This is a genomic window from Chelatococcus sp. KU-N122, from assembly GCF_055391085.1.
Genome location: NZ_AP043981.1, coordinates 658,279 through 677,202 on the forward strand (window position 1 = coordinate 658,279; position 18,924 = coordinate 677,202).

The window sequence follows — 18,924 nt, forward strand, 5'->3', positions numbered from 1 at the left end:
GAAGAGAATGGCCTATTCATTCCGCGCCGGACAGCAGCGCCAGCGTCTGCGGCGCCACGTGCCGCCATTCCTCGTCGTTGAGCGATTTCATCGCGGCCTCCAGCGCGGCTTCGATCGCCGCACGATCGTCGTCCCGCAGCCGTGACCGGTTCTCCCGCAGCCATGTCGCCATGGCGACGATCTGCCGGCTTCCGGCCTCCAGGCCATCGAACAGCTCGCCGACGGTCATCGCTCCAGGCTGTTCGAGGCCTCGGCCCGGGAACAGGTCGGTATGGCGGGCCAGCAGGCGCGCGACGGCGTCGATCGCCTGGCTCTGGCGCGCCAACTGGGCCGTGTAGAATGCGGCCGACCAGTCGGCGCGCAATTCCAGCGTCTTCAGCAGATTGACGACCGCATGGACCTGGCCCCGTGCGTAATCGTCCGTCAGCGTCGGCGCGACGTCACGCCGGAGGCTCTCCGCCGCCGCGGCGACGACCCGTGAGAACGCGATCTTCATGATGCTGCCCTGATGGCCTTCATGAGCTGGGCCAGATGCGACGCCGTCAGAAGCCCCAGAACGGCAAGCCGCGTGTCGTTGGACCCGCGGACAAAGCCGCGCAGACCAATGAGATTGATGACGGTCATCTTGAGCAGGTTCAGTGCGGCGTAGTAGGCGACGCTGGTGTCCGAGACCGCGAGGCCGGAATGCCGGCTGTACTGCGCGTAGAACGCCGATCGATCCATCAGGCGCGGCAGGCCGAACGGCGGATATAGCGCCCAGGCGATGTCCTCATGCGGGTCGCCGAAGTGGCTCATCTCCCAATCGAGCACGGCCGTGATGGCCGAATCCTGGGTGAGGAAGTTGCCGATGCGGTAATCGCCGTGCAGCAGCGCCACCTTCGGAGCGGCCGGCGCATGGTCCTTGAGCCAGTCGAGCGCCCATTCCAGGATCGGCAGGCACTCCATCTGGTTGTCGCGATAGCGGCGCTCCCAGTAGCGGACCTGGTCGATCGCCGCGGTCTGTACGTCCGTGGACCCGGCCAGCGCGGCCGCCGGGGTGCCGGCCCACGGCGCCGCGTGGACGGCCGCCAGGAGGCGGACGAACTCCCGCAGGACCGGCTCGAGCGCCTGCGCGCCGCCCGCATCCCGGCCGACGGTCCAGGGGGTGAACGCGGCGCCGCGCATCCGCTCGCACACGAGGAAGGGCGCACCGAAAACGGAGGCGTCGTCGCTGCTCAGCAGGATGGCTGGAACGGGGACGTCGGTGCCGGCGAGCAACCCCAGAACGGTTTCTTCGCGCGTCGCGCTGTATGGCGCCAGCAAGCCGTCGGGAGGGCCGATGCGGAACACCAGATCGCGCCCGGCGCCTTGCGGTGCGGTGGACAATTCGAACGTCCAGGTCACCCACGAGAAGCCGTTGGAGATGCGCCGGAGGCCCCGCACCGACACGTCCTGACCCAGGGTCGCCGCGAGATGGCTTTCGAGGCGATCGGCCAACCAGGCAGGGTCCCGGTATCGCCGGTCGGGGTCGGTATCGGCGGTCGCCGGACACGGGGCGTGCATCAGTTCACCTTGCGGGCCCGGCCCGCCCAGAATTTGTCTCGAATGACGTTCTTGGTGATCTTGCCGGTCGGCGATACCGGCAGCGGCGTCGCCGTCACCTCGACGCTGCGCGGGCATTTGTAGCCGGCAATCAGTTTCCGACAGTGCGCCACGATATCCGCCGCGGACACGGTCGCACCGTCGTGGGGGACCACCACCGCATGGACCGCCTCGCCCCAGACGTCGTGGGGTATGCCGATGACAGCGCATTCGCGCACGACCGGATGCTTGTAGATCGCATTCTCGACTTCCGTTGAGTAGATGTTCTCCCCGCCGGAGATGATCATGTCCTTGACGCGGTCGACGATGAAGACGAAGCCGTCGTCGTCCATCAGCGCGCCATCCCCGGTATGCAGCCATCCGTCCCGGACGACCGCGGCGGTGGCGTCGGCATTGCCCCAATAGCCCAGCATGACGCCGGCGCCGCGCACCACGATCTCGCCGACCTCGCCGCGGGGCAGCTCCTGCCTGTCCGGGCCGGCGATCTTCAGCTCCCAGCCGGGGCTCACCTGCCCCGCCGACGTCAGTCGCTTGGCCAGCGGCCCGTCGACGGCGTGCTGCGTCCAGTCCAGCGTCGTCAGCACGGCGGAGGTTTCCGTCTGGCCGTAGCCCTGATGGAAGGTCCAGGTCGGCAGTCTGTCCATCGCCTTGCGCAGGACGGCCTCGGGCATCGGCGAGCCGCCGTAGTGGCACATTCTGATGCTCGACAGGTCGTAGCGACCGAGCGACGCCTCGTTGACCAGGGTGTTCACCATGACGGGGATGAGCAGCGTGTAGTTCGGGCGATGATCCTGAATCGTCTGCATCACCGGGCCTGGCTCGAACTTCGGCAGGATGACGTTGGTCCCGGCCGCCAAGGTCGTCGCGAACGCCGGCGACGCACCGCCCAGATGAAAGAATCCGGCGACATGCATGTAGACGGTTTCCCGCGAGACATGCAGGCACGACAACCAGTTCAGCGAAGCAAAGATGATATTCCTGTTCGACAGCATGACGCCTTTGGGGTGCCCTGTCGTGCCTCCGGTATAGAATATCCCGCAGAGGTCGTCGTCACGGCGCTCGGCATCGGCGCAGGCCGCGCTCGTCCTGATGATCTCCTCATAGTCCAGCATGCCGGCGGGTGCGGGACCGTCACCGATGTAGATGACGGTTCCCAGTCGATATTGCTCGCCGATGTCCCCCACCATCGGAGCGAACTCGTCGTCGACGAGCATGATCTGCGCCCGGCAGTCGGCGAGGGCGTAAGCCAGCTCGGGCCTCGACCAGCGGGTGTTCATGGGAACGAACACCCCGCCCGCCCAGGCGACGGCATACATGGCTTCGAGATAGCGATCGCTGTTCATGGCCAGGATGGCGACCCGGGCGCCGTCCTGGCCGCCCATGCTGCGCAGGCCGGCTGCCAGCCGCTCGACCCGATCGAGCGTCGCCGCCCACGTCCGGATCCGCCCCGCGTGGATCGTGCTGGGGTGGTCGGCCGCGACCTGCACCGCCCGCTTGATGGCTTGCGTGAAGAACACGCCCGTGACCTCCCATCGTTCATTATATGACCGTCCAGCCGGTTTATTATCTCAGATCGCCGGAGGCACCGCAAGGCGTTCCGGCCGCGATTTGAAGCAGGGCTTTCCCCGTCGGATGTGGTCGTCCGACCGGGACAAGCGCGCGGCCGTGTCAGGCCGCTGGCTCCCTCGTCCGCCGGGCACAGCCCGTGCGGACGGCGTCCATCACCGCAGCAGCGGCGTCACGAGCAGCAGAACGGCGAAGCCGCCGACCGCAGCGGCCCCGACGCGCGGCACGACCCCGCCCCAGCCGCGCCGGCCCGCGGCGGCGCCGAGCGTCGCGCCCGCCGCGATCCAGGCGGTAGCGACCGACACCAGCAGCAGCAGGAAGCCGAGCATGTAGGGCCAGACGCCCCGCGCCGCGCCGAAGGGAATGACGCCCAGGGCGAAGACGATCGCCTTCGGGTTGAGCAAGGTGGTCAGGAACACCTGCGCCGGCGTGACGACGGCCCCGGCCGCCAGGGCCATTCCGCCGCGGCGCCACAGGCGCAGGGCGAGGAGCAGCAGGTAGACGCCGACGGCGGCGCGCAGCGCCCCGGCCAGCAGCGGCGCCTGGGCCACCACCGGCCCCACCGCCAGCCCGAGCGTCAGGATGGACATCGTGTAGCCGGCCGCCTCCGCGGGAATGAGGGGGAGGGAGCGCCGCCACCCGGCGGTCGCTCCGGCAGTCGCCAGCAACGTGTTGGTGGGGCCCGGCGTGCCGAGGACGGCCAGGACGGCCAGCGCGAAGAGGACGGGGTCTTCCATGACGCTTGGGGCACCTGTCGTCGGATGCGGCGATGGGGCGTCGCACCGGGACCGCTCGACCCGGGCGCGGCCCACCAGCGCGGAATGGCCGGGGCACAGGTAGCAGGTCTTGACCGGCAAGCAATGGACGGGGCCAGGGCCGTCGACCGCCAAGCGCTCCGGATCGAAATGCCCGAGCCTCAGCCGATGCGGCGTTCGCAGCCTGCCCAATAGGGCGCGCGCAGGATGTCCTTCTTGATCTTCCCGGCGGGAGAGAGCGGCAGCGGCGCGGTGCGGAACTCCACCTCCTTCGGGCACTTGAAGTTGCCGATCAGCCGGCGGCAATGCTCGATCACGGCGGCCTCCGTGGCCTGCGCGCCGTCCTTCAGCACGACGATGGCGAGGACGGCCTCTCCCCAGGTCTCGCTGGGGACGCCGATGACGGCGCATTCGCGGATGGACGGAAGCTTGTAGAGGGCGTTCTCGACCTCGGCAGAGTACACGTTCTCGCCGCCCGAGATGATCATGTCCTTGGCGCGGTCGACGACATGGAGGAAATGGTCCTCGTCGATCCAGCCGACGTCGCCGCTGCGCAGGTAGCCGTCGGCGAAGGCGGGAGCGGCGCCAGCCTCGGCGCCCGCATAGCCCTGCATGACGTTCAGCCCGCGCAGCGCGATCTCGCCGATCTCCCCGGCCGGCCGTTCGGCGCCGGCCGCGTCGATGATCCTGATATCGACGCCCAGGGCGGGCCGGCCGACGGAATTGATCTTGCTGGGTCCCGCCGGCGAAGCGACATGCCGGTGCCAGGGCAGGAACGTCGCCAGGCCGGACGTCTCGGTCATCGCGTAGACCTGCGTGAACGACCACGTCGGCAGCCGGTCCATGAAGGCGCGGATCATGGCCTCCGGCATCGGCGAGCCGCCGTAGATGCACAGCTTCATGCTGGTCAGATCGTAGTCGCCGGCCTGCGCGTGGCCGAGCAGCATGTTGACCATGGTCGGCAGCAGCACGGTATTGGTGACGCGATGCGCGTGGATCGCCTGGAGGACGGGCACGACCTCGAACTTCGGCAGGACCACGTGGCAGCCGCCCACCATCGTCGTGTACCACATGTGGCCCGCGCCGGAGAGATGGAACATCCCGCCCACATGCATGTGCACCATCTCGTGGGTCAGCTTGAGCTCGGCGATATAGCTCAGCGAGGCGACGATGACGTTCTGATGGGACAGCGTGACGCCGCGCGGCTTGCCCGTGGTGCCGCCGGTGTAAAAGCGCGTGAACGGGTCGGTGCCGCTGCGGCCGGCGTCGGGCGCGGGATCGTGCGCGGCGACGAGATCCTCGTAGTGCACGAGATCGCTCGGGACGGTCTCGCCCATGGCGATGACTTGGGCGACGGAGCCGACGCGGCGGCGCAAGGGCTCGGCCAGCTCGAGGAAGGCATCGCCGAGGAACACCACCCGCGGCCGGATGTCGGCCAGGGCCTCGGCCAGCTCGGCCTCGGCCCAGCGGATGTTCATGGGAACGACGACGCCACCGGCCCACGGGATGGCGTAGCAGAGCTCGACATAGCGGTCGTTGTTGAACGCCAGGACGGCCACGTGCTCGCCCGGCTCGACGCCGAGCGCGCGCAGCGCGCCGGCCAGGCGCGCGACGCGGCCGGCAACCTCGCGCCAGGTGCGCCGCCGGTCGCGAAAGATCGTCGCCGGCCGGTCCGGATAAAGCTGCGCGGATCGGCGTAGCGTCTGCGTAACCTGCACTGTACTTGTCTCCTTGGTCGATGCGGCCGCCGCTCTGCCTGAACCGGCGAAGTGCCGCAGGCTCAGCCGCACACCTCGCCCCGCCTGCGGGGAGAGGTCGGCTTGCACGAAGCGCAGGCCGGGTGAGGGGGGATCCCGAAAAGGGCGACGCCAAGCAGCTCAGCTACCCCTCTTAGCCGCCAGCGCGAGGTAGATCGTATCGAGAGCACCGTCGATGTTCACAGAGGCTTCATTGTTCCAAAAGCGCAGCGCCCGGTAGCCGCGCGACGCGAGATATGCGTCGCGCGGCGACGTTAGGCGGCTGCGCCGCCGCAGCGAGAAGGCCGGCATGTCGCAATGGCCCCGCCGCGCACCTCTCCCCGCAAGCGGCGAGAGGGGTGCCCCGCTCAGCTCGGGCTGATCACGTCCCCCACCGCCTTCCAGTTCGCGCCGTCGAACTGGATCATCTGCAGCTGCTTGATCGGATTGTAGTCGCCCTTGCTGGTGCTGATCTTGATGCCGGGGATCAGCGTCGGCACGGCCAGCCCGTCGATGCTGGTCGCCTTGGCCATGATGTTCTCGCGGCTGAGATCGTCACCGCAGCGCTTCAGGATGTCGACCATGATGCGCGCGGTGATGTAGCCGTCGATGTTCTGCCCGTCGCGGATATCCGCGGACGGATGATATCTCTTCATGAACGCCTTCCACTCGACCATGCCGGCGTCGTTGTCCCAGGCCGCATCGGCCGGATCCATGCGGTAGCGGCAGGAGTAGAGCCCCTTCGCCTTGTCGACACCGGCCGGCTCGATGGTGACGCTCATGAAGTTCGCCTTCATCGTCAGGATCTGCACCGGCTTCCAGCCCATGTCGTAGACTTTGCGGATGGCCTGGGCTGCGAACTTCGGAATGGCGGCGTTGATGAAGACGTCCGCTCCCGAGTCCCGCAGCGTCGTCAGCTGCGAGTCGACGGTCGAATCCGTAACCTCGTAGCTCGCCGTCGAGACGATCATGTTGGCCTTGCCGCCCAGCGCCGTCTGCAGGCCCTTGAGGTAGGCCTGGCCGAAATCGTCGTTCTGGTAGAGGACTGAAATCTTGCTCGCCGGCATCTGCTTCAGGATGAACGTGCCGAAGATCAGTCCTTCGATCTCGCCGGAGGCATCGTAGCCGAGGCTCCAGGGCAGGCCCGCCGGGTCATGGAAGCGCGCCGACCCCGTGCCGATCAGAAGATGCGGAACCTTGCGCTGGTTGAGATAGCGGGCGACCGCCGTTGCCCCGCCGGTGCCGATGGGATGGAACAGGAAGGCCACACCGTCCTGCTCGACCAGGCGCCGGGTCTGCTCCACGGTCTTCGGCGGCGAGTAGCCGTCGTCGAGGCTGATGAGGTTGACCTTGCGCCCGTTGATGCCACCCTCGTCGTTGATCTTGGCGAAGTAGGCCGCCTCCACGCGCGACATGACGCTCATGTTGGAGGCGCCGCCGCTGTAGGGCGCCGTCTGGCCGATCTTGATCTCGGTCTTGGAGACGCCGGGCGCGTCCGCGGCCCGGGCTGCACGGGTAAGGCCGCCGAGCGCCGCGCCGGCCGTGGCGGCGGCAGCTCCCAGCAGCGCGGTACGGCGCGTGATGGCGTGCCTGGATGGCGTATCCCAAGTCATCGTATGGTCCTCCTCCAGCTTACTGTTATTGGTTGCTTGTCCTCTTGGTCGCGACCAACGCCTTGATCAGGCCGGCCAAGCCGGTCGGCATCAGGAAGGCGACGGCGATCAGCAGTGTGCCGTAGATCGCCCAGGGAGCGGCCTTCGACAGGCTCTCGCTGACGTTCGGCACCAGCACGATGAACGCCGCGCCGAGGATGGCGCCCCAGATCGTGGTGAGCCCGCCGACGACGGCGCCGACCATGAGCGAGATCGAGAGAAAGAAGTTGAAGCCGTCCGGCGACACGAATTGCGTGAGCATGGCGCTGAGCGCGCCGGAGAACCCCGCCAGCATCGCGCTGACCCCGAAGATCTTGGCCTTGGTCTGCGCGACATCTATGCCCAGCGCGCCGGCCGCCGTCGACTGCTCGCGGATGGCCTCGAGCGCCCGCCCGGTGCGCCCGCGCAGCATGTTGCTGACCAGCCAGAGACAGAGGCAGACGCTGACCAGGCAGACGATGTAGAGCCACTGGTCGTTGGACAGATGCAGGAACGGCGGCGGCTCCGGCGGATCGAGGATGAGCCCCTGAAAGCCGCCGGTCCAGCCGCTCAGCCCCTTGTACTTGAGAAGCTGCGGCGTCGCGATCGCCAGGCTGAACGTGGCGAGCGCCAGGTAGAGCCCCTCCAGCTTCACGGCGGGAATGCCGATGAGGTAGCCCAGCACGAGGCAGACGAGGCCGGCCAGCGCCACGGCGGCCCAGTACGGCACCCCGTATCGGGACACCAGGATGGCCAGGGCATAGGCGCCGATGGCGAAGAAGGCGCCGTGGCCGAGCGAGATCTGCCCGGTCATGCCGGTCAGGACGACCAGGCTCAGGATGGCGATCGAACAGGCGAGGATGGTGCTGGCCTGGAACAGCAGGAAGCCGCCGAGCAGCCATGGCGCCGCCGCCGCGCCGACGGCCATCGCGATCAAGGCTGTCATCTTCATGGTGGGCGTCATCGGCGGCCTCAGACGCGGCTGGCGAAGGTGCGACCGAACAAGCCGGACGGCTTGACCAGCAGCACGAGGATGATGACGACGAGCGCGAGCGTCAGCTTCAGCTCCGAGCCGACGAGATAGGCGCCGGCCACCGCCTCGATGATGCCGACGAGGATGCCTCCGGCAACGGCGCCGGCCGGTGACTCAAGGCCGCCCAGCAGGGCGCCGGCAAAACCGTAGATCAGGACGCCGCTCATCATGTTGGGATCGAGAAACACCATCGGCGCGGTCAGGATGCCGGCGACGGCGCCGACCGCCGCCGCCAGCCCCCAGCCGAGCGCCAGCATGCGGTCGACCCTGACGCCCGACAGGCGGCTCGAGCTGGGATTCTCCGCCGCCGCGCGCATCCATAGCCCCAGATTGGTGAAGCGGAAGAAGAGGAACACCGCCACCAGCTCCAGCAGGATGAGGCCCGCCATGCCGACCTGATGCTGGGACAGGTAGCCGCCGGTGAACCAATGGCCGTCCGAGAACGGCGACGGAAACGTGCGGATGTTGAAGCCCCAGATCCAGCCGGTGAGGCTGTTCATGATCGCGAACAGCCCGATGAAGACGATCACCGCATTCAGCTCGGGCGCGCCGGCGAGGGGGCGGATGAGAAGCCACTCGATGACGATGCCGGCCAGGAACGACGCGAGCAGCGCCAGGACGAAGGCCGCCCAATACGGCAGGCCCAGCGCGACGAGGGTGAGTGCGATGTAAGTGGAGAAGACCGCCATTTCGCCCTGGGCGAAATTGATCTGGTGCGTCGCCTTGTAGATCATCACCAGGGCGAGGGCGACGCTGCCGTAGATCAGGCCGGTCGTGGCGCCGTCGGCAATCTGCTGCACGATGCTGTTCATGCCCGCACCCTCAACAGGCGAGATAGACGTTCTGGATGACTTCGGAGGCGCGGAACGCCTCCGGGCTTCCTGCCAAAGCGATGGCGCCCTGCTCCAGCAGGTAGGCTTCGTCGGCGACATCGAGCGCCAGCCCGACGTTCTGCTCCACCAGCAGGATGCTGACGTTGTCGTCGCGGTTGATGGCCCTGATGATCCCAAAAATGTCGCGAACGACGAGCGGCGCGAGGCCGAACGACGGCTCGTCCAGCAGCAGCAGCTTCGGCCGCAGCATCAGCGCGCGGGAGATGGCGAGCATCTGCTGCTCGCCGCCGGACAGCGTGCCGGCCTGCTGCTGATAGCGCTCCCGCAGGCGCGGAAAGTAGGACAGCACGCGCTCGAGGTCCGCGGCCACGGCGCGCTTGTCGCGACGCGTCGAGGCGGCGACCCGCAGGTTCTCTTCGACCGTGAAGTTCAGGAACGTGCCGCGCCCGTCCGGCACATGGGCGGCGCCGGCGCGGGCGATGTCTTCGGTCTTCATCCCGACCAGTTGGGCGCCGTCGAGGCGGATGCTGCCCGACGCGCGCACCCACAGGCCGCAGATGGCGCGCAGGGTCGTGGTCTTGCCGGCGCCGTTGGCGCCGATCAGGACGGTGATCGCGCCGCGATTGACCCGCATCGACAGGTTGCGCAGGACCTGGATCTGGCCGTAGCTGGCATCGAGGCCGGAGATGGAGAGCAGCTCGTTCACGCGGGGCTCCCGAGATAGGAGCTGATCACCGCCGGGTCGCGCTGAACGTAGGCAGGCGGTCCTTCGCAGATCTTTCGGCCGAAGTTCAGGACGACGACCTTGTCCGACACGCGCATGACCAGGTTGAGATGGTGCTCGACCAGAAGAACGGCGACGCCCAACTGGTCGCGCACGAGCCGGATCGTGCCGAGGAGCTGGTCCACCCCTTCATGGTTGAGCCCGGCAGCCGGCTCGTCGAGCAGCAGGATCTTCGGCCTTGCGGCGAGGGCGCGCGCCATCTCCACGCGCTTCTTGGTGGCGAAGGGCAGGACGCCGACCGGGAGATCCGCGACCGAGCGCAGATCCAGCAGATCGATCAGCTCGTCGGCATAGGCGCCTTGCACGCGCTCCTCGCGCCGCACGAACGGCAGCTGCAGCGCCTCCGCCAGGAAGCCGCCGCGGCTGCGGCAGTGCGTGCCCACCAGGACGTTGCGGCGCACCGACATGCTGTGGAACAGCGCCAGGTTCTGAAACGTCCTGCCGACCCCCAAGCCGGCCATGGCGCTGCGAGGCAGCCGGTCGATCGACGTGCCTTCCATAGTAATGGTGCCGGCCGTCGGCGTATAGAGCCGGCTCAGACAGTTGAAGAGCGTCGTCTTGCCCGCGCCGTTGGGCCCGATCAACCCGCATATGGACCGATGCTCGACGTCGAAGCTCACATCGTCGAGGGCGACCAGGCCGCCGAACCGGACGGATACGCCGCGGAACGACAGCAGCGCGGCGCCCAGCTCTCCTGCCGGACGCGCGCCGGCGCCGCCGTCGGCCGTCGTCACGGATCGAGGCGCCGACCGCTCGCCTGGATCGCTCGTCGGCAATGATCGAGCGGCGCGCGCGGACCGCATGCTCGACTGCTCCAAACCGGCCGCCTGCAGCGATGCTCGCACGAAACCGTCCTCCCCTCCCGCCGGATCGTGCGGCGCGGACGACGCCTTGCGTTGTCCCGTTCGCAGACCCGATCTTGACGAATTATTAGACCGGCTGGCCGGTCTATGTCAATCGTCCGAGAGGCGGGCAGGCGACCCCGCGCGGACGACGCCATCCGGCGATGGCGCGAAGAGGGACGCCTCGTCGTTTACCGAACGACGGGACCGGCGCAAGAAGCGCCGCTCATCGCTCCGCGCAGGATCGGACTTCGCTCCGCAACGAGCTGGAGCCTGACCTCGTCTTCTGCCAGCCCCAGGAGAGCTCGCTCGGGCTGGACCAAGATCGGAGGCGCCGAGCCTCGCGGGTGTGCGCATCCAGGCTCGAGGCTCAGCCAGCGGGCAGTCTGCGATTGTCTGCCGGGATCGGGCGACGGATGCATCGATGTGGCCGGAGCGCACGGTCGCGAAGAGTTCTCGGCCAGTGGACCACGGCGCGCCGGCCGCCGATCCGGGCGCGCCGGCCGTCCCGGCCCTCTCCAGATCGTCGCCCGTCGAGGCGAAGCCCGCTCCGGCAATCGCCGCGTCTCCCCTCCCCGCTGTTCGCGCTCCGCCGACCAGGATCCGCGTCGCCGCCGTCTCGGCGAATACTTCCATCGCAGCAACACTATTTCATTCCTTTCGATTGCCTCGGCCGCACCCTTCCGGCTCCAAGCTCCGGGCCCTAAACCCAGCGCCTGACACCGCGCTAACGCTGGGCGGCTGGTTCGCTCCTTGACAGCAAGTCAACGCCGTCGAGCACTGTCCGACTTGCTAGGGCATAGTCGGACTTCAAGCAGATCTACATATCGTTTCGCGCCGCCGCCGCTAGCTCGCGGATCGTCATTCTGCTGAGATATACTTAAAATCAGCCAACGCTCATCGACGAATTCGAATATATCTGCGAATATATGTTGACAAAACCGAACTTCTGGAGTAACTTATCCTTCGATACGTCCAAGTTCGCGATTGCCCCCGAGAACGTGGGCGGCAAGATGCGCGCTGCGACACCCGATCTCGTTGCATCCCTGATCCCAGCATTATTGGGTCGACCGCTCCGGGACGAGACCGGATCCGCTTTGTTTGACCAAATGTCGCGCCCGAAGAGCAGCGCCGACCGGCGATCCGGGCGCCCGCTTGAGCAGCAATGATTGTCGCTTCGAACCCAAATATTGCCTCCGTCCCCAACCGGGCGAGGCTGGCGCCAAGGTATCACCGGAACACAACTGGCTATGTTCCGCCTTTAGGAGGTAAAATGCGGAATCTTGGTCTTTCACCGCATCAGCTCAAGCTGATCAAACGGTTCATCTCCAATCCGAATTCCAGTGCGAGCTTGGAAGACATTCGGCCCATCGTGCGGGCGTGGTTCCTTTCCCGAGGCATGATCGCGCCCCCGCCTGCAGTCGAAGCATCTCGGCAGCATTCGTCCTGCGAGCTCGCGGCTGCGCCACATTGCAACGCCTCGCGTCCTCGGCGCTCCCCGCCGCGCCGACCTCACCAGCCTCTGGAATAGCGGCCGCCTTCGCTCGCCAGGATCGGCCATCGAACGACCCGACGTCGGCACCCTGACCGTCGTGACGAGGCGCGCCGGCGCCGAGAGGCGGGCAGCCGGCCCCTGACGGGATCGCTTCCCAAGCCCCGCCCCTCCGCAGAGCCGGTCGGAAGGTTGCTCCAAGTCGTCCCGGCGGCCCCGTGCGCTCGCAGAGCGGCACGCCTCGCGGCCGCCCCATGGCGCTCGATGCCGGAGCCTTGCGCACGCGCCCGCGCCGGCGGGCGGCAAGAGGCGGCTTGCACCCAACGACGAACCTGCGCCCTACTCCTCCGGCTCCGTGGTGAACAGCAGCGGATAGCCCTTGCTCCGCCCGGCATCGGTGGCACGCGTCGCCTTGGTCTCGGCCACGTCGCGGGCGAACACCGCGACGACGCAGACCCCGCGCTGATGGGCCGTGAGCATGACCTTGTGGGCTTCGCTCTCGTTCATGCGAAACTCGGCCTTGAGCACGGTGACGACGAATTCGCGCGGCGTGAAATCGTCGTTGACCAGGATGACCTTGTGCAGCCGCGGCCGCTCCGTCCGCGGGAGCAGCTTGGTCCGCCGCTTGGTATCGATGCGCTCCATAGGAGTCCTCGTCCAATTGCCATCTACCGCCTGATCCGGAGTGCCCATAGTTTCGCACGCCTGCCGCATCGGGTCCATGCGCCGGCCGCCGGCCCCGCGAGCCCTATGCGCAGCCGCGCCCGTCCGGTACGCTTCGCACCCGAACGAGAGGCGAGCCCCAGAACCGAGCACGCGTTGATGCCAGACCAGCTGGACTCCCAGCCGAGCGACGCCAGGAGCCCCGCAGCAGCCGAGGAAGCGGGGCTGTCGGGAGTCGACGCCCGGCCGCCGCTGACGGCGCAACCGGACGCCGCCGCACGACGGGAGGCGCACGATGCCGCGGCGCTGCTGGCAGCCATCGTGGAATCGTCGGAAGATGCGATCCTCAGCAAGGACCTGAGGGGCATCATCACCAGCTGGAACAAGGGCGCCGAACGGCTCTTCGGCTATACGGGCGAGGAGGTCATCGGCAAGTCCGTTACCATCCTCATCCCCGACGACCACCTCGACGAGGAGCCGGCCATCCTGGCGCGCATCCATGCCGGCGAGCGCGTCGATCACTTCGAGACGGTCAGGCGGCGCAAGGACGGTGCGCTGCTCGACATCTCCCTCACCATCTCGCCCGTGCGCAACATCGACGGGAGGATCGTCGGCGCGTCGAAGGTGGCGCGCGACATCACCGAGCGCAAGCGGGCGGCCGAGCGCCAGGCGCTGCTGCTGCGGGAGATGCATCACCGCATCAAGAACGTCTTCGCCCTCGCCGGCGGCATCGTCACGCTGGCCGCCCGCACGGCCGACTCGCCGGCGGCATTGGCCCGGGCGGTGAAGGAGCGCCTCGTTGCGCTGGCGCGCGCCCACGAGATGACGCTGCCCAGCCTGCAGCCGGACCACACGCTGCTGGAGGCCAGCACGACGTTGTTCAAGCTGCTGGACGGGCTCGTGGCGCCCTACCGCGACGCCCACAATGCCCGGGCGGCGATCAGCGGCGACGACGTCGAGATCGGGGCACGCAACCTCGTCAACCTGGCGCTGCTGCTCCACGAGTTCGTGACCAATGCGGCCAAATACGGCGCACTATCCGTCCCCGACGGGCGCATCGCCGTCAGGACCGAGCTCCTCGGCGAGGTCCTGCACCTGACCTGGACGGAAATGGCCGGCCCGCCGGTCACGCCCCCCGATGGCGTCGGCTTCGGCAGCCGTCTCGAACAGTCGATCAAAGGGGCGCTCGGTGCGACCATCCTGAGGGAATGGCGGCGCGACGGCCTGGTGATCCGCTTGTCCATTCCCGCCGGCGCCTTGCGACCGGCGGACTGAAGACCAGGAGAGCATCCGTGAACATCGATCTGTCCGGCCGCACCGCCGTCGTCACCGGCTCCAGCGAGGGCATCGGGCTTGCCATCGCGATCGGACTGGCGGGCGCCGGCGCTGCCGTGGTGCTCAACGGCCGCAAGACGGCCGCGCTCGACGCCGCCATCGCCCAGGTCAAATCCGCGCATCCGGGCTCATCCGTCCGCGGCGTCACCGCCGATCTCGCCACGGCGGCGGGGTGCGCCGCGCTGATCGCCGCCGAGCCCACCTGCGACATCCTGGTGAACAATGCCGGCATCTTCCAGCCCATCGACTTCTTCGACGCTTCGGACGAGGTGTGGGAGCGCCATTGGGCCGTCAACGTCATGGCCGGAGTGCGCCTCTCCCGCGCCTATCTGCCGGCGATGGAACGGGCAGGCTGGGGCCGGGTGATCTTCCTGAGCTCGGAGTCCGCCTTCAACATCCCTGTCGAGATGATCCACTACGGCGTCAGCAAGACCGCCGACGTCGCAGTCGCCCGCGGGCTGGCGAAGCGGATGGCGGGCACCGGCGTCACCGTGAACTCGGTGCTGCCGGGCCCGACGCTGTCGGATGGCCTGCGCACCATGTTGAAGGATGCGCAGGCGCAATCCGGCAAGCCGATCGAGGAGGTCGCGGCCGACTTCGTGCAGGCGCACCGATCGAGCTCCATCATCCGCCGGGCCGCCAGCGTCGAGGAGGTCGCCAACATGGTGGTCTACATCGCCTCCCCGCTCGCAGCCGCGACGACGGGTGCTGCGCTGCGCGTCGATGGCGGCGTCCTCGAGTCGCTTTAGGGCATGATCCCCGGGGCGGATGCCCCGTCTCGGGGAACACTCACGCTCGAGCAGTACGACCCGAAACGAACACCTGTGCACCGACGGTTCGCAGCTCCGGCCTCGATGCGGCCGTCGGCGCCGCTCCCGCACGCGGTCATCGCGTGCCCATCCTATGGAGAGGGGCGCTCCGGCGTGATCGCGGCCGAATGCGATCGGAACAACCGCGACCTCCCGCTGCGCGCTTGACGGCCCTGCGCCTCGCCGACCGGCAGGCGGAGGGGCGCCCGGCATAGAAAATTCTCCCAACACCACGGCACGGCCGGCCTGCGCAGCCTCCATTCAGGCCCAAAAAAGCAAACATCATCTAGTGCTCTTGCGTCGATCGTAGCTGTATAACACGATCAGACGTCGATCGAATTCGAGCGAATGCTAAGTATTATAGAGTATTGCCTGTTGGGCCTCACGACGGGGAGCGCCTACGCACTTGTAGCGCTCGGGCTCGTGGCGGTCCATCGCGGCACCGGCATCGTCAATTTTGCGCAGGGCGCCATCGGCATGGCGTCGACCTACGCGTTCTGGAAGCTGCACGCCCATGCGGGCGTCCCGCTCTGGCCGGCGATCGCGGCCGGCCTCGTCGTCGGCATCGGCGTGAGCGTCGCCTTCTACGGCTTTGTCGGGCGGCGCCTCGTCGGCGCGTCGACGACGACGAAGACGCTGGTGACGCTCGGGCTTCTCCTGATGCTCGAGGCCGTCGTGCGCATCGCCTGGACGAACCAGCAGGAGCGCGTCGGTGCCTTTCTCGTGTCGGGCAGCGTCTCCGTGCTCGACGTCAGGATCCAGGCCCTGACGCTCGTCCTCCTTCTCACCGCCGTCGTCCTCACCACGCTGCTGACCCTGCTGTTCTCGCGCACGCGCTTCGGGCACGTCACCACGGCGCTGCAGGACAGCCCGATGGGTGCCCAGGCGCTGGGCTATTCGCCCCACCCCTGGGGCGCCGCCGCGTGGGCGATCAGCGGCCTGCTCGCGGCCCTGGCGGGCATTCTGCTCTCGCCCGTCACCGCGCTCAGCCCCATATCGCTCACCTCGCTCGTCATCCCGGCGCTGGGCGCGGCGCTGATCGCCTCGTTCCGGCATTTCTGGGTGGCGCTCGCCGTCGCGCTCGCGGCCGGAGCGGCTGAATCGCTCGCCGTCGGCTTCGGCGTCGAGGCCGGCCTCGGCAAGTCGATCCCCTATATCGTCACCGTGCTCGCGCTCGTCGTCGCCGGCCGCAAGCTGCCCGGCCGCGGCACCGTCGACGCGCCGCGACTGTTCCGCGTCGGCTCGGGTGACGTCAACAAGCTCGGGCTGATCGTCGCCAGCATCGCGATCGTGCTCGCTGCCTATGCGCTGCCCGACTACTGGTCCGACATCCTCGCCTTCACCGCGATCTTCGGCTTGATCGGCCTGTCCGCCGTGATCTCGGCGGGCTACGCCGGGCAGGTCAGCCTGCTGCCGCTCGGCTTGACGGCGGTGTCGATGCTGCTGGCGGGCTGGGTCAGCCAGCACGGGGCGCCCCTCCTCGCGACACTGGGCATCAGCCTGCTGGCGGCCGGAGCTTTCGGCCTGCTGGTCGGGCTTCCCGCCGCCCGCCTGCGGGGTGTCGGGCTCACAGTCGCCACCCTGGCGATCGCGGCGATCATCGAGACCTGGATCTACACGACCGAGCGGTTCCTCAATGGCGTCCAGGGCTGGAAGCTCGCCGAGGCGTCGCTCTTCGGCGTCTCCCTGGACAACGCGCTCCACCCGCAACGCTTTGCCTTGCTGTGCTGGGCGGTGGCGATTCTGGCGGGGCTCGCCACCGCCAGCCTCCGCCGCAGCCGGGCGGGCCGTCGGCTTCTGGCCATGCGCTCCAACGAGCGCGCCGCGGCGGCCTGCGGCATTGCCGTGCCGCAGGCCAAGGTCGCGGCCTTCGCCCTCTCGGCCTCGCTCTGCGGCCTGGCGGGCGCGCTGCTGGCGCTGCAAGCCGGCACGGTGGGCGGCCAGCGCTTCGGCGAAGGGTTCATGTACGCGGATTCCCTGGCCGTCCTGAGCATGACGGTGCTGGGCGGCGCCGGCTACGTGATCGGCGGCCTGCTGGCCGGCGTGTTCTCCCCGGGCGGCATCATTCCCCAGATTCTGTCGTTCGGGCCGACCTTCAACGATTGGCTGGCGCTGCTGCTGGCGCTCAATCTCGTGTTCGTTCTCATCAGCGAGCCTGACGGCGTGGTCGCCCAGGTGCTGCGCGGACTGGCGCGGCTGAAGGGCCGCAAGGCGGACGCCCGTTCGTCGACCGCGGCGGACGGCGGCCAACGGTCGCTCAGCCAAGCCGAGATCGAAGCTGCGCTGCGTCCCGCGCGCTCAAGCCCACCCGGGACGGTCGCGCTCGCCGTCGAAGATCTCGCCGTACGCTACGGCGAGACGGTGGTGGTGAGCGGCGTCTCGTTCGAGCTCCACGCCGGCGCCGTGCTCGGCGTGCTCGGGCCGAACGGCGCCGGCAAGAGCAGCCTGATCGATGCTCTGACCGGCTTCGTTGCGGCCGACAGTGGCCGCGTGCTGATCCTGGGCGACGACGTCGCGCGGCTCGAGCCCCACCTGCGCGCACGACGGGGCTTGGTGCGCACCTTCCAGGACCATCTCCTGTTCGAGGATCTGACCGTGCGCGAAAACCTGCTCGCGGCGGCCGATCGGGATGATGCCGCCGCCTATCTCACCGGCCCCTTCGTCGACGGCAGCCGCGGCGATGCGCCGACCATCCGGGCCGCCGCACAGCTTGCCGGCGCCACCCCCTACCTCGACACGCTGGCCGAAGCGCTGTCGCTCGGCTGGCATGCGCGCGTCACCTTGGCCCGCGCCCTCGCCGCACGCCCGACCGTGCTCTGCCTCGACGAGCCCGCCGCCGCCCTCAGCCCCGACGCACGCACTCATATCATCGCCACCATCCGCGCCGCGGCGCGCGACCTCGGCATCGCCATCCTCCTGGTCGAGCACAATATCGACGTCGTGCGCGAGGTCTGCGACCAGGTGCTGGTGATGGACGCTGGCCGCATCATCGCCCGGGGCGCCCCGGCGGAGGTCCTGCGCCGTGCCGACGTCCGGCGCGCCTATCTGGGCGAGCTGCTCGACGAGACCCCCGCTGCCCACGCGCGTGGGCTGGAGACGGTGGCGTGAGCGCGACGCCGGTTCTCCAGATCCGCAACCTGCGCGCCGGCTATGGCCGGCGCCAGGTGCTCCACGACGTCAACCTGAGCGTCGGCTCCGGCGAGGTGCTGGCCCTGCTCGGCCGCAACGGAGCGGGCAAGTCGACCACGCTGCTGTCGATCGCCGGCTTCGTACCGGGTGCCCAGGGCGACATCCTGCTGAACGGCCGCCCGCTCACCGGACCGCCGCACCAGCGGGCGCGCGAGGCGATCGGCCTCGTCATCAAGGGGCGGACGCTGTTCGCATCGCTCACCGTCGCCGAGAACCTGCGCCTGGCGAAGGTCTCCGACGACGCGCTCCTGGCCATCTTCCCGGAGCTGCACAAGCGCATGGGCGTGCGCGCCGGCCAGCTCAGCGGCGGCGAGCAGCAGATGGTCGCCGTCGCCCGGGCGCTGCTGCGCCGGCCCAAGGTGGTGCTGCTCGACGAGCTCACCTTCGGCCTCAGCCCGTCCATGGCGACCCGGCTGGTCGATGCCGTCACCCGGCAGGCCAAGGCGGAGGGGCTCGCGGTGGTGGCGGTGGAGCAGCATATCCATGTCGCCGAACGCATCGCCACGCACGCCGCCATCATCGGCGACGGCATCGTGCGGCTTCATCTGCGCCGCGACGAGCTGCAGCAGCGGGCCGGCGAGGTGGAAGCCATCTACCTCGGCCATCCGCCGGACGTCTGACGATCTGTGCCGCCCGCCCCCGACAACCGCTCTGAAACCACCGCTCTTGGATCAT

Annotated in this window: 16 protein-coding genes; 4 read left to right on the forward strand and 12 right to left on the reverse strand. The window is 68.5% G+C overall.

Annotation, left to right across the window (positions count from 1 at the left end; genetic code table 11):
• Nucleotides 1–16: 16 nt before the first annotated feature.
• The 12 genes from ACZ5PO_RS02995 to clpS all read right to left on the reverse strand — a co-directional run bounded on the left by ACZ5PO_RS02995 (nucleotide 17) and on the right by clpS (nucleotide 12,898).
• The gene (locus tag ACZ5PO_RS02995) at nucleotides 17–496 is read right to left on the reverse strand and encodes a hypothetical protein (protein WP_464190107.1); all 480 of its coding nucleotides are present in this window, start codon (nucleotides 494–496) and stop codon (nucleotides 17–19) included.
• Nucleotides 493–1,659 (reverse strand): phosphotransferase family protein, encoded by a 1,167-nt coding sequence (locus tag ACZ5PO_RS03000; RefSeq protein ID WP_464190109.1) that lies wholly within the window; start codon nucleotides 1,657–1,659, stop codon nucleotides 493–495. The genes ACZ5PO_RS02995 and ACZ5PO_RS03000 overlap by 4 nt, the downstream gene beginning before the upstream one ends.
• Nucleotides 1,542–3,098 (reverse strand): long-chain-fatty-acid--CoA ligase, encoded by a 1,557-nt coding sequence (locus ACZ5PO_RS03005; RefSeq protein ID WP_464190111.1) that lies wholly within the window; start codon nucleotides 3,096–3,098, stop codon nucleotides 1,542–1,544. Before ACZ5PO_RS03005 ends, ACZ5PO_RS03000 begins: the two co-directional genes overlap by 118 nt.
• 204 nt (nucleotides 3,099–3,302) lie before the next feature.
• On the reverse strand, nucleotides 3,303–3,884 hold the full coding sequence (locus tag ACZ5PO_RS03010) for a LysE family translocator (protein WP_464190113.1): 582 nt from the start codon (nucleotides 3,882–3,884) through the stop codon (nucleotides 3,303–3,305).
• A gap of 179 nt (nucleotides 3,885–4,063) precedes the next feature.
• Nucleotides 4,064–5,620 (reverse strand): AMP-binding protein, encoded by a 1,557-nt coding sequence (locus ACZ5PO_RS03015; RefSeq protein WP_464190115.1) that lies wholly within the window; start codon nucleotides 5,618–5,620, stop codon nucleotides 4,064–4,066.
• Between the two features lie 159 nt (nucleotides 5,621–5,779).
• The gene (locus ACZ5PO_RS03020; RefSeq protein WP_464190117.1) at nucleotides 5,780–5,950 is read right to left on the reverse strand and encodes a DUF559 domain-containing protein; all 171 of its coding nucleotides are present in this window, start codon (nucleotides 5,948–5,950) and stop codon (nucleotides 5,780–5,782) included.
• Between the two features lie 56 nt (nucleotides 5,951–6,006).
• Nucleotides 6,007–7,251: an ABC transporter substrate-binding protein gene (locus ACZ5PO_RS03025; RefSeq protein ID WP_464190119.1), complete on the reverse strand. Its 1,245-nt coding sequence runs from the start codon at nucleotides 7,249–7,251 to the stop codon at nucleotides 6,007–6,009.
• Nucleotides 7,252–7,276: 25 nt separating this feature from the next.
• The gene (locus tag ACZ5PO_RS03030; protein WP_464190121.1) at nucleotides 7,277–8,221 is read right to left on the reverse strand and encodes a branched-chain amino acid ABC transporter permease; all 945 of its coding nucleotides are present in this window, start codon (nucleotides 8,219–8,221) and stop codon (nucleotides 7,277–7,279) included.
• A 20-nt stretch (nucleotides 8,222–8,241) separates the two neighbouring features.
• Entirely contained in the window at nucleotides 8,242–9,114 is an 873-nt protein-coding gene (locus ACZ5PO_RS03035) for a branched-chain amino acid ABC transporter permease (RefSeq protein ID WP_464190123.1), read from the reverse strand.
• 10 nt (nucleotides 9,115–9,124) lie between these two features.
• Nucleotides 9,125–9,841, reverse strand: coding sequence for an ABC transporter ATP-binding protein (locus tag ACZ5PO_RS03040; RefSeq protein ID WP_464190125.1), 717 nt, complete (start codon nucleotides 9,839–9,841; stop codon nucleotides 9,125–9,127).
• Entirely contained in the window at nucleotides 9,838–10,653 is an 816-nt protein-coding gene (locus ACZ5PO_RS03045; RefSeq protein ID WP_464190127.1) for an ABC transporter ATP-binding protein, read from the reverse strand. The genes ACZ5PO_RS03040 and ACZ5PO_RS03045 overlap by 4 nt, the downstream gene beginning before the upstream one ends.
• A gap of 1,939 nt (nucleotides 10,654–12,592) precedes the next feature.
• Nucleotides 12,593–12,898: an ATP-dependent Clp protease adapter ClpS gene (clpS, locus tag ACZ5PO_RS03050; RefSeq protein WP_464190129.1), complete on the reverse strand. Its 306-nt coding sequence runs from the start codon at nucleotides 12,896–12,898 to the stop codon at nucleotides 12,593–12,595.
• Nucleotides 12,899–13,075: 177 nt separating this feature from the next.
• Here clpS and ACZ5PO_RS03055 point away from each other — a divergent pair, with 177 nt between their 5' ends.
• The 4 genes from ACZ5PO_RS03055 to ACZ5PO_RS03070 all read left to right on the forward strand — a co-directional run bounded on the left by ACZ5PO_RS03055 (nucleotide 13,076) and on the right by ACZ5PO_RS03070 (nucleotide 18,869).
• On the forward strand, nucleotides 13,076–14,191 hold the full coding sequence (locus ACZ5PO_RS03055) for a PAS domain S-box protein (RefSeq protein ID WP_464190131.1): 1,116 nt from the start codon (nucleotides 13,076–13,078) through the stop codon (nucleotides 14,189–14,191).
• Between the two features lie 17 nt (nucleotides 14,192–14,208).
• Nucleotides 14,209–15,000, forward strand: coding sequence for an SDR family NAD(P)-dependent oxidoreductase (locus ACZ5PO_RS03060; protein WP_464190133.1), 792 nt, complete (start codon nucleotides 14,209–14,211; stop codon nucleotides 14,998–15,000).
• A 435-nt stretch (nucleotides 15,001–15,435) separates the two neighbouring features.
• Nucleotides 15,436–18,168 carry an ABC transporter permease subunit gene (locus tag ACZ5PO_RS03065; protein WP_464190135.1) on the forward strand — a complete coding sequence of 911 codons (2,733 nt, stop codon included), beginning with the start codon at nucleotides 15,436–15,438 and terminating at the stop codon, nucleotides 18,166–18,168.
• Nucleotides 18,165–18,869 carry an ABC transporter ATP-binding protein gene (locus ACZ5PO_RS03070; protein ID WP_464190137.1) on the forward strand — a complete coding sequence of 235 codons (705 nt, stop codon included), beginning with the start codon at nucleotides 18,165–18,167 and terminating at the stop codon, nucleotides 18,867–18,869. The genes ACZ5PO_RS03065 and ACZ5PO_RS03070 overlap by 4 nt, the downstream gene beginning before the upstream one ends.
• Nucleotides 18,870–18,924: the final 55 nt, after the last annotated feature.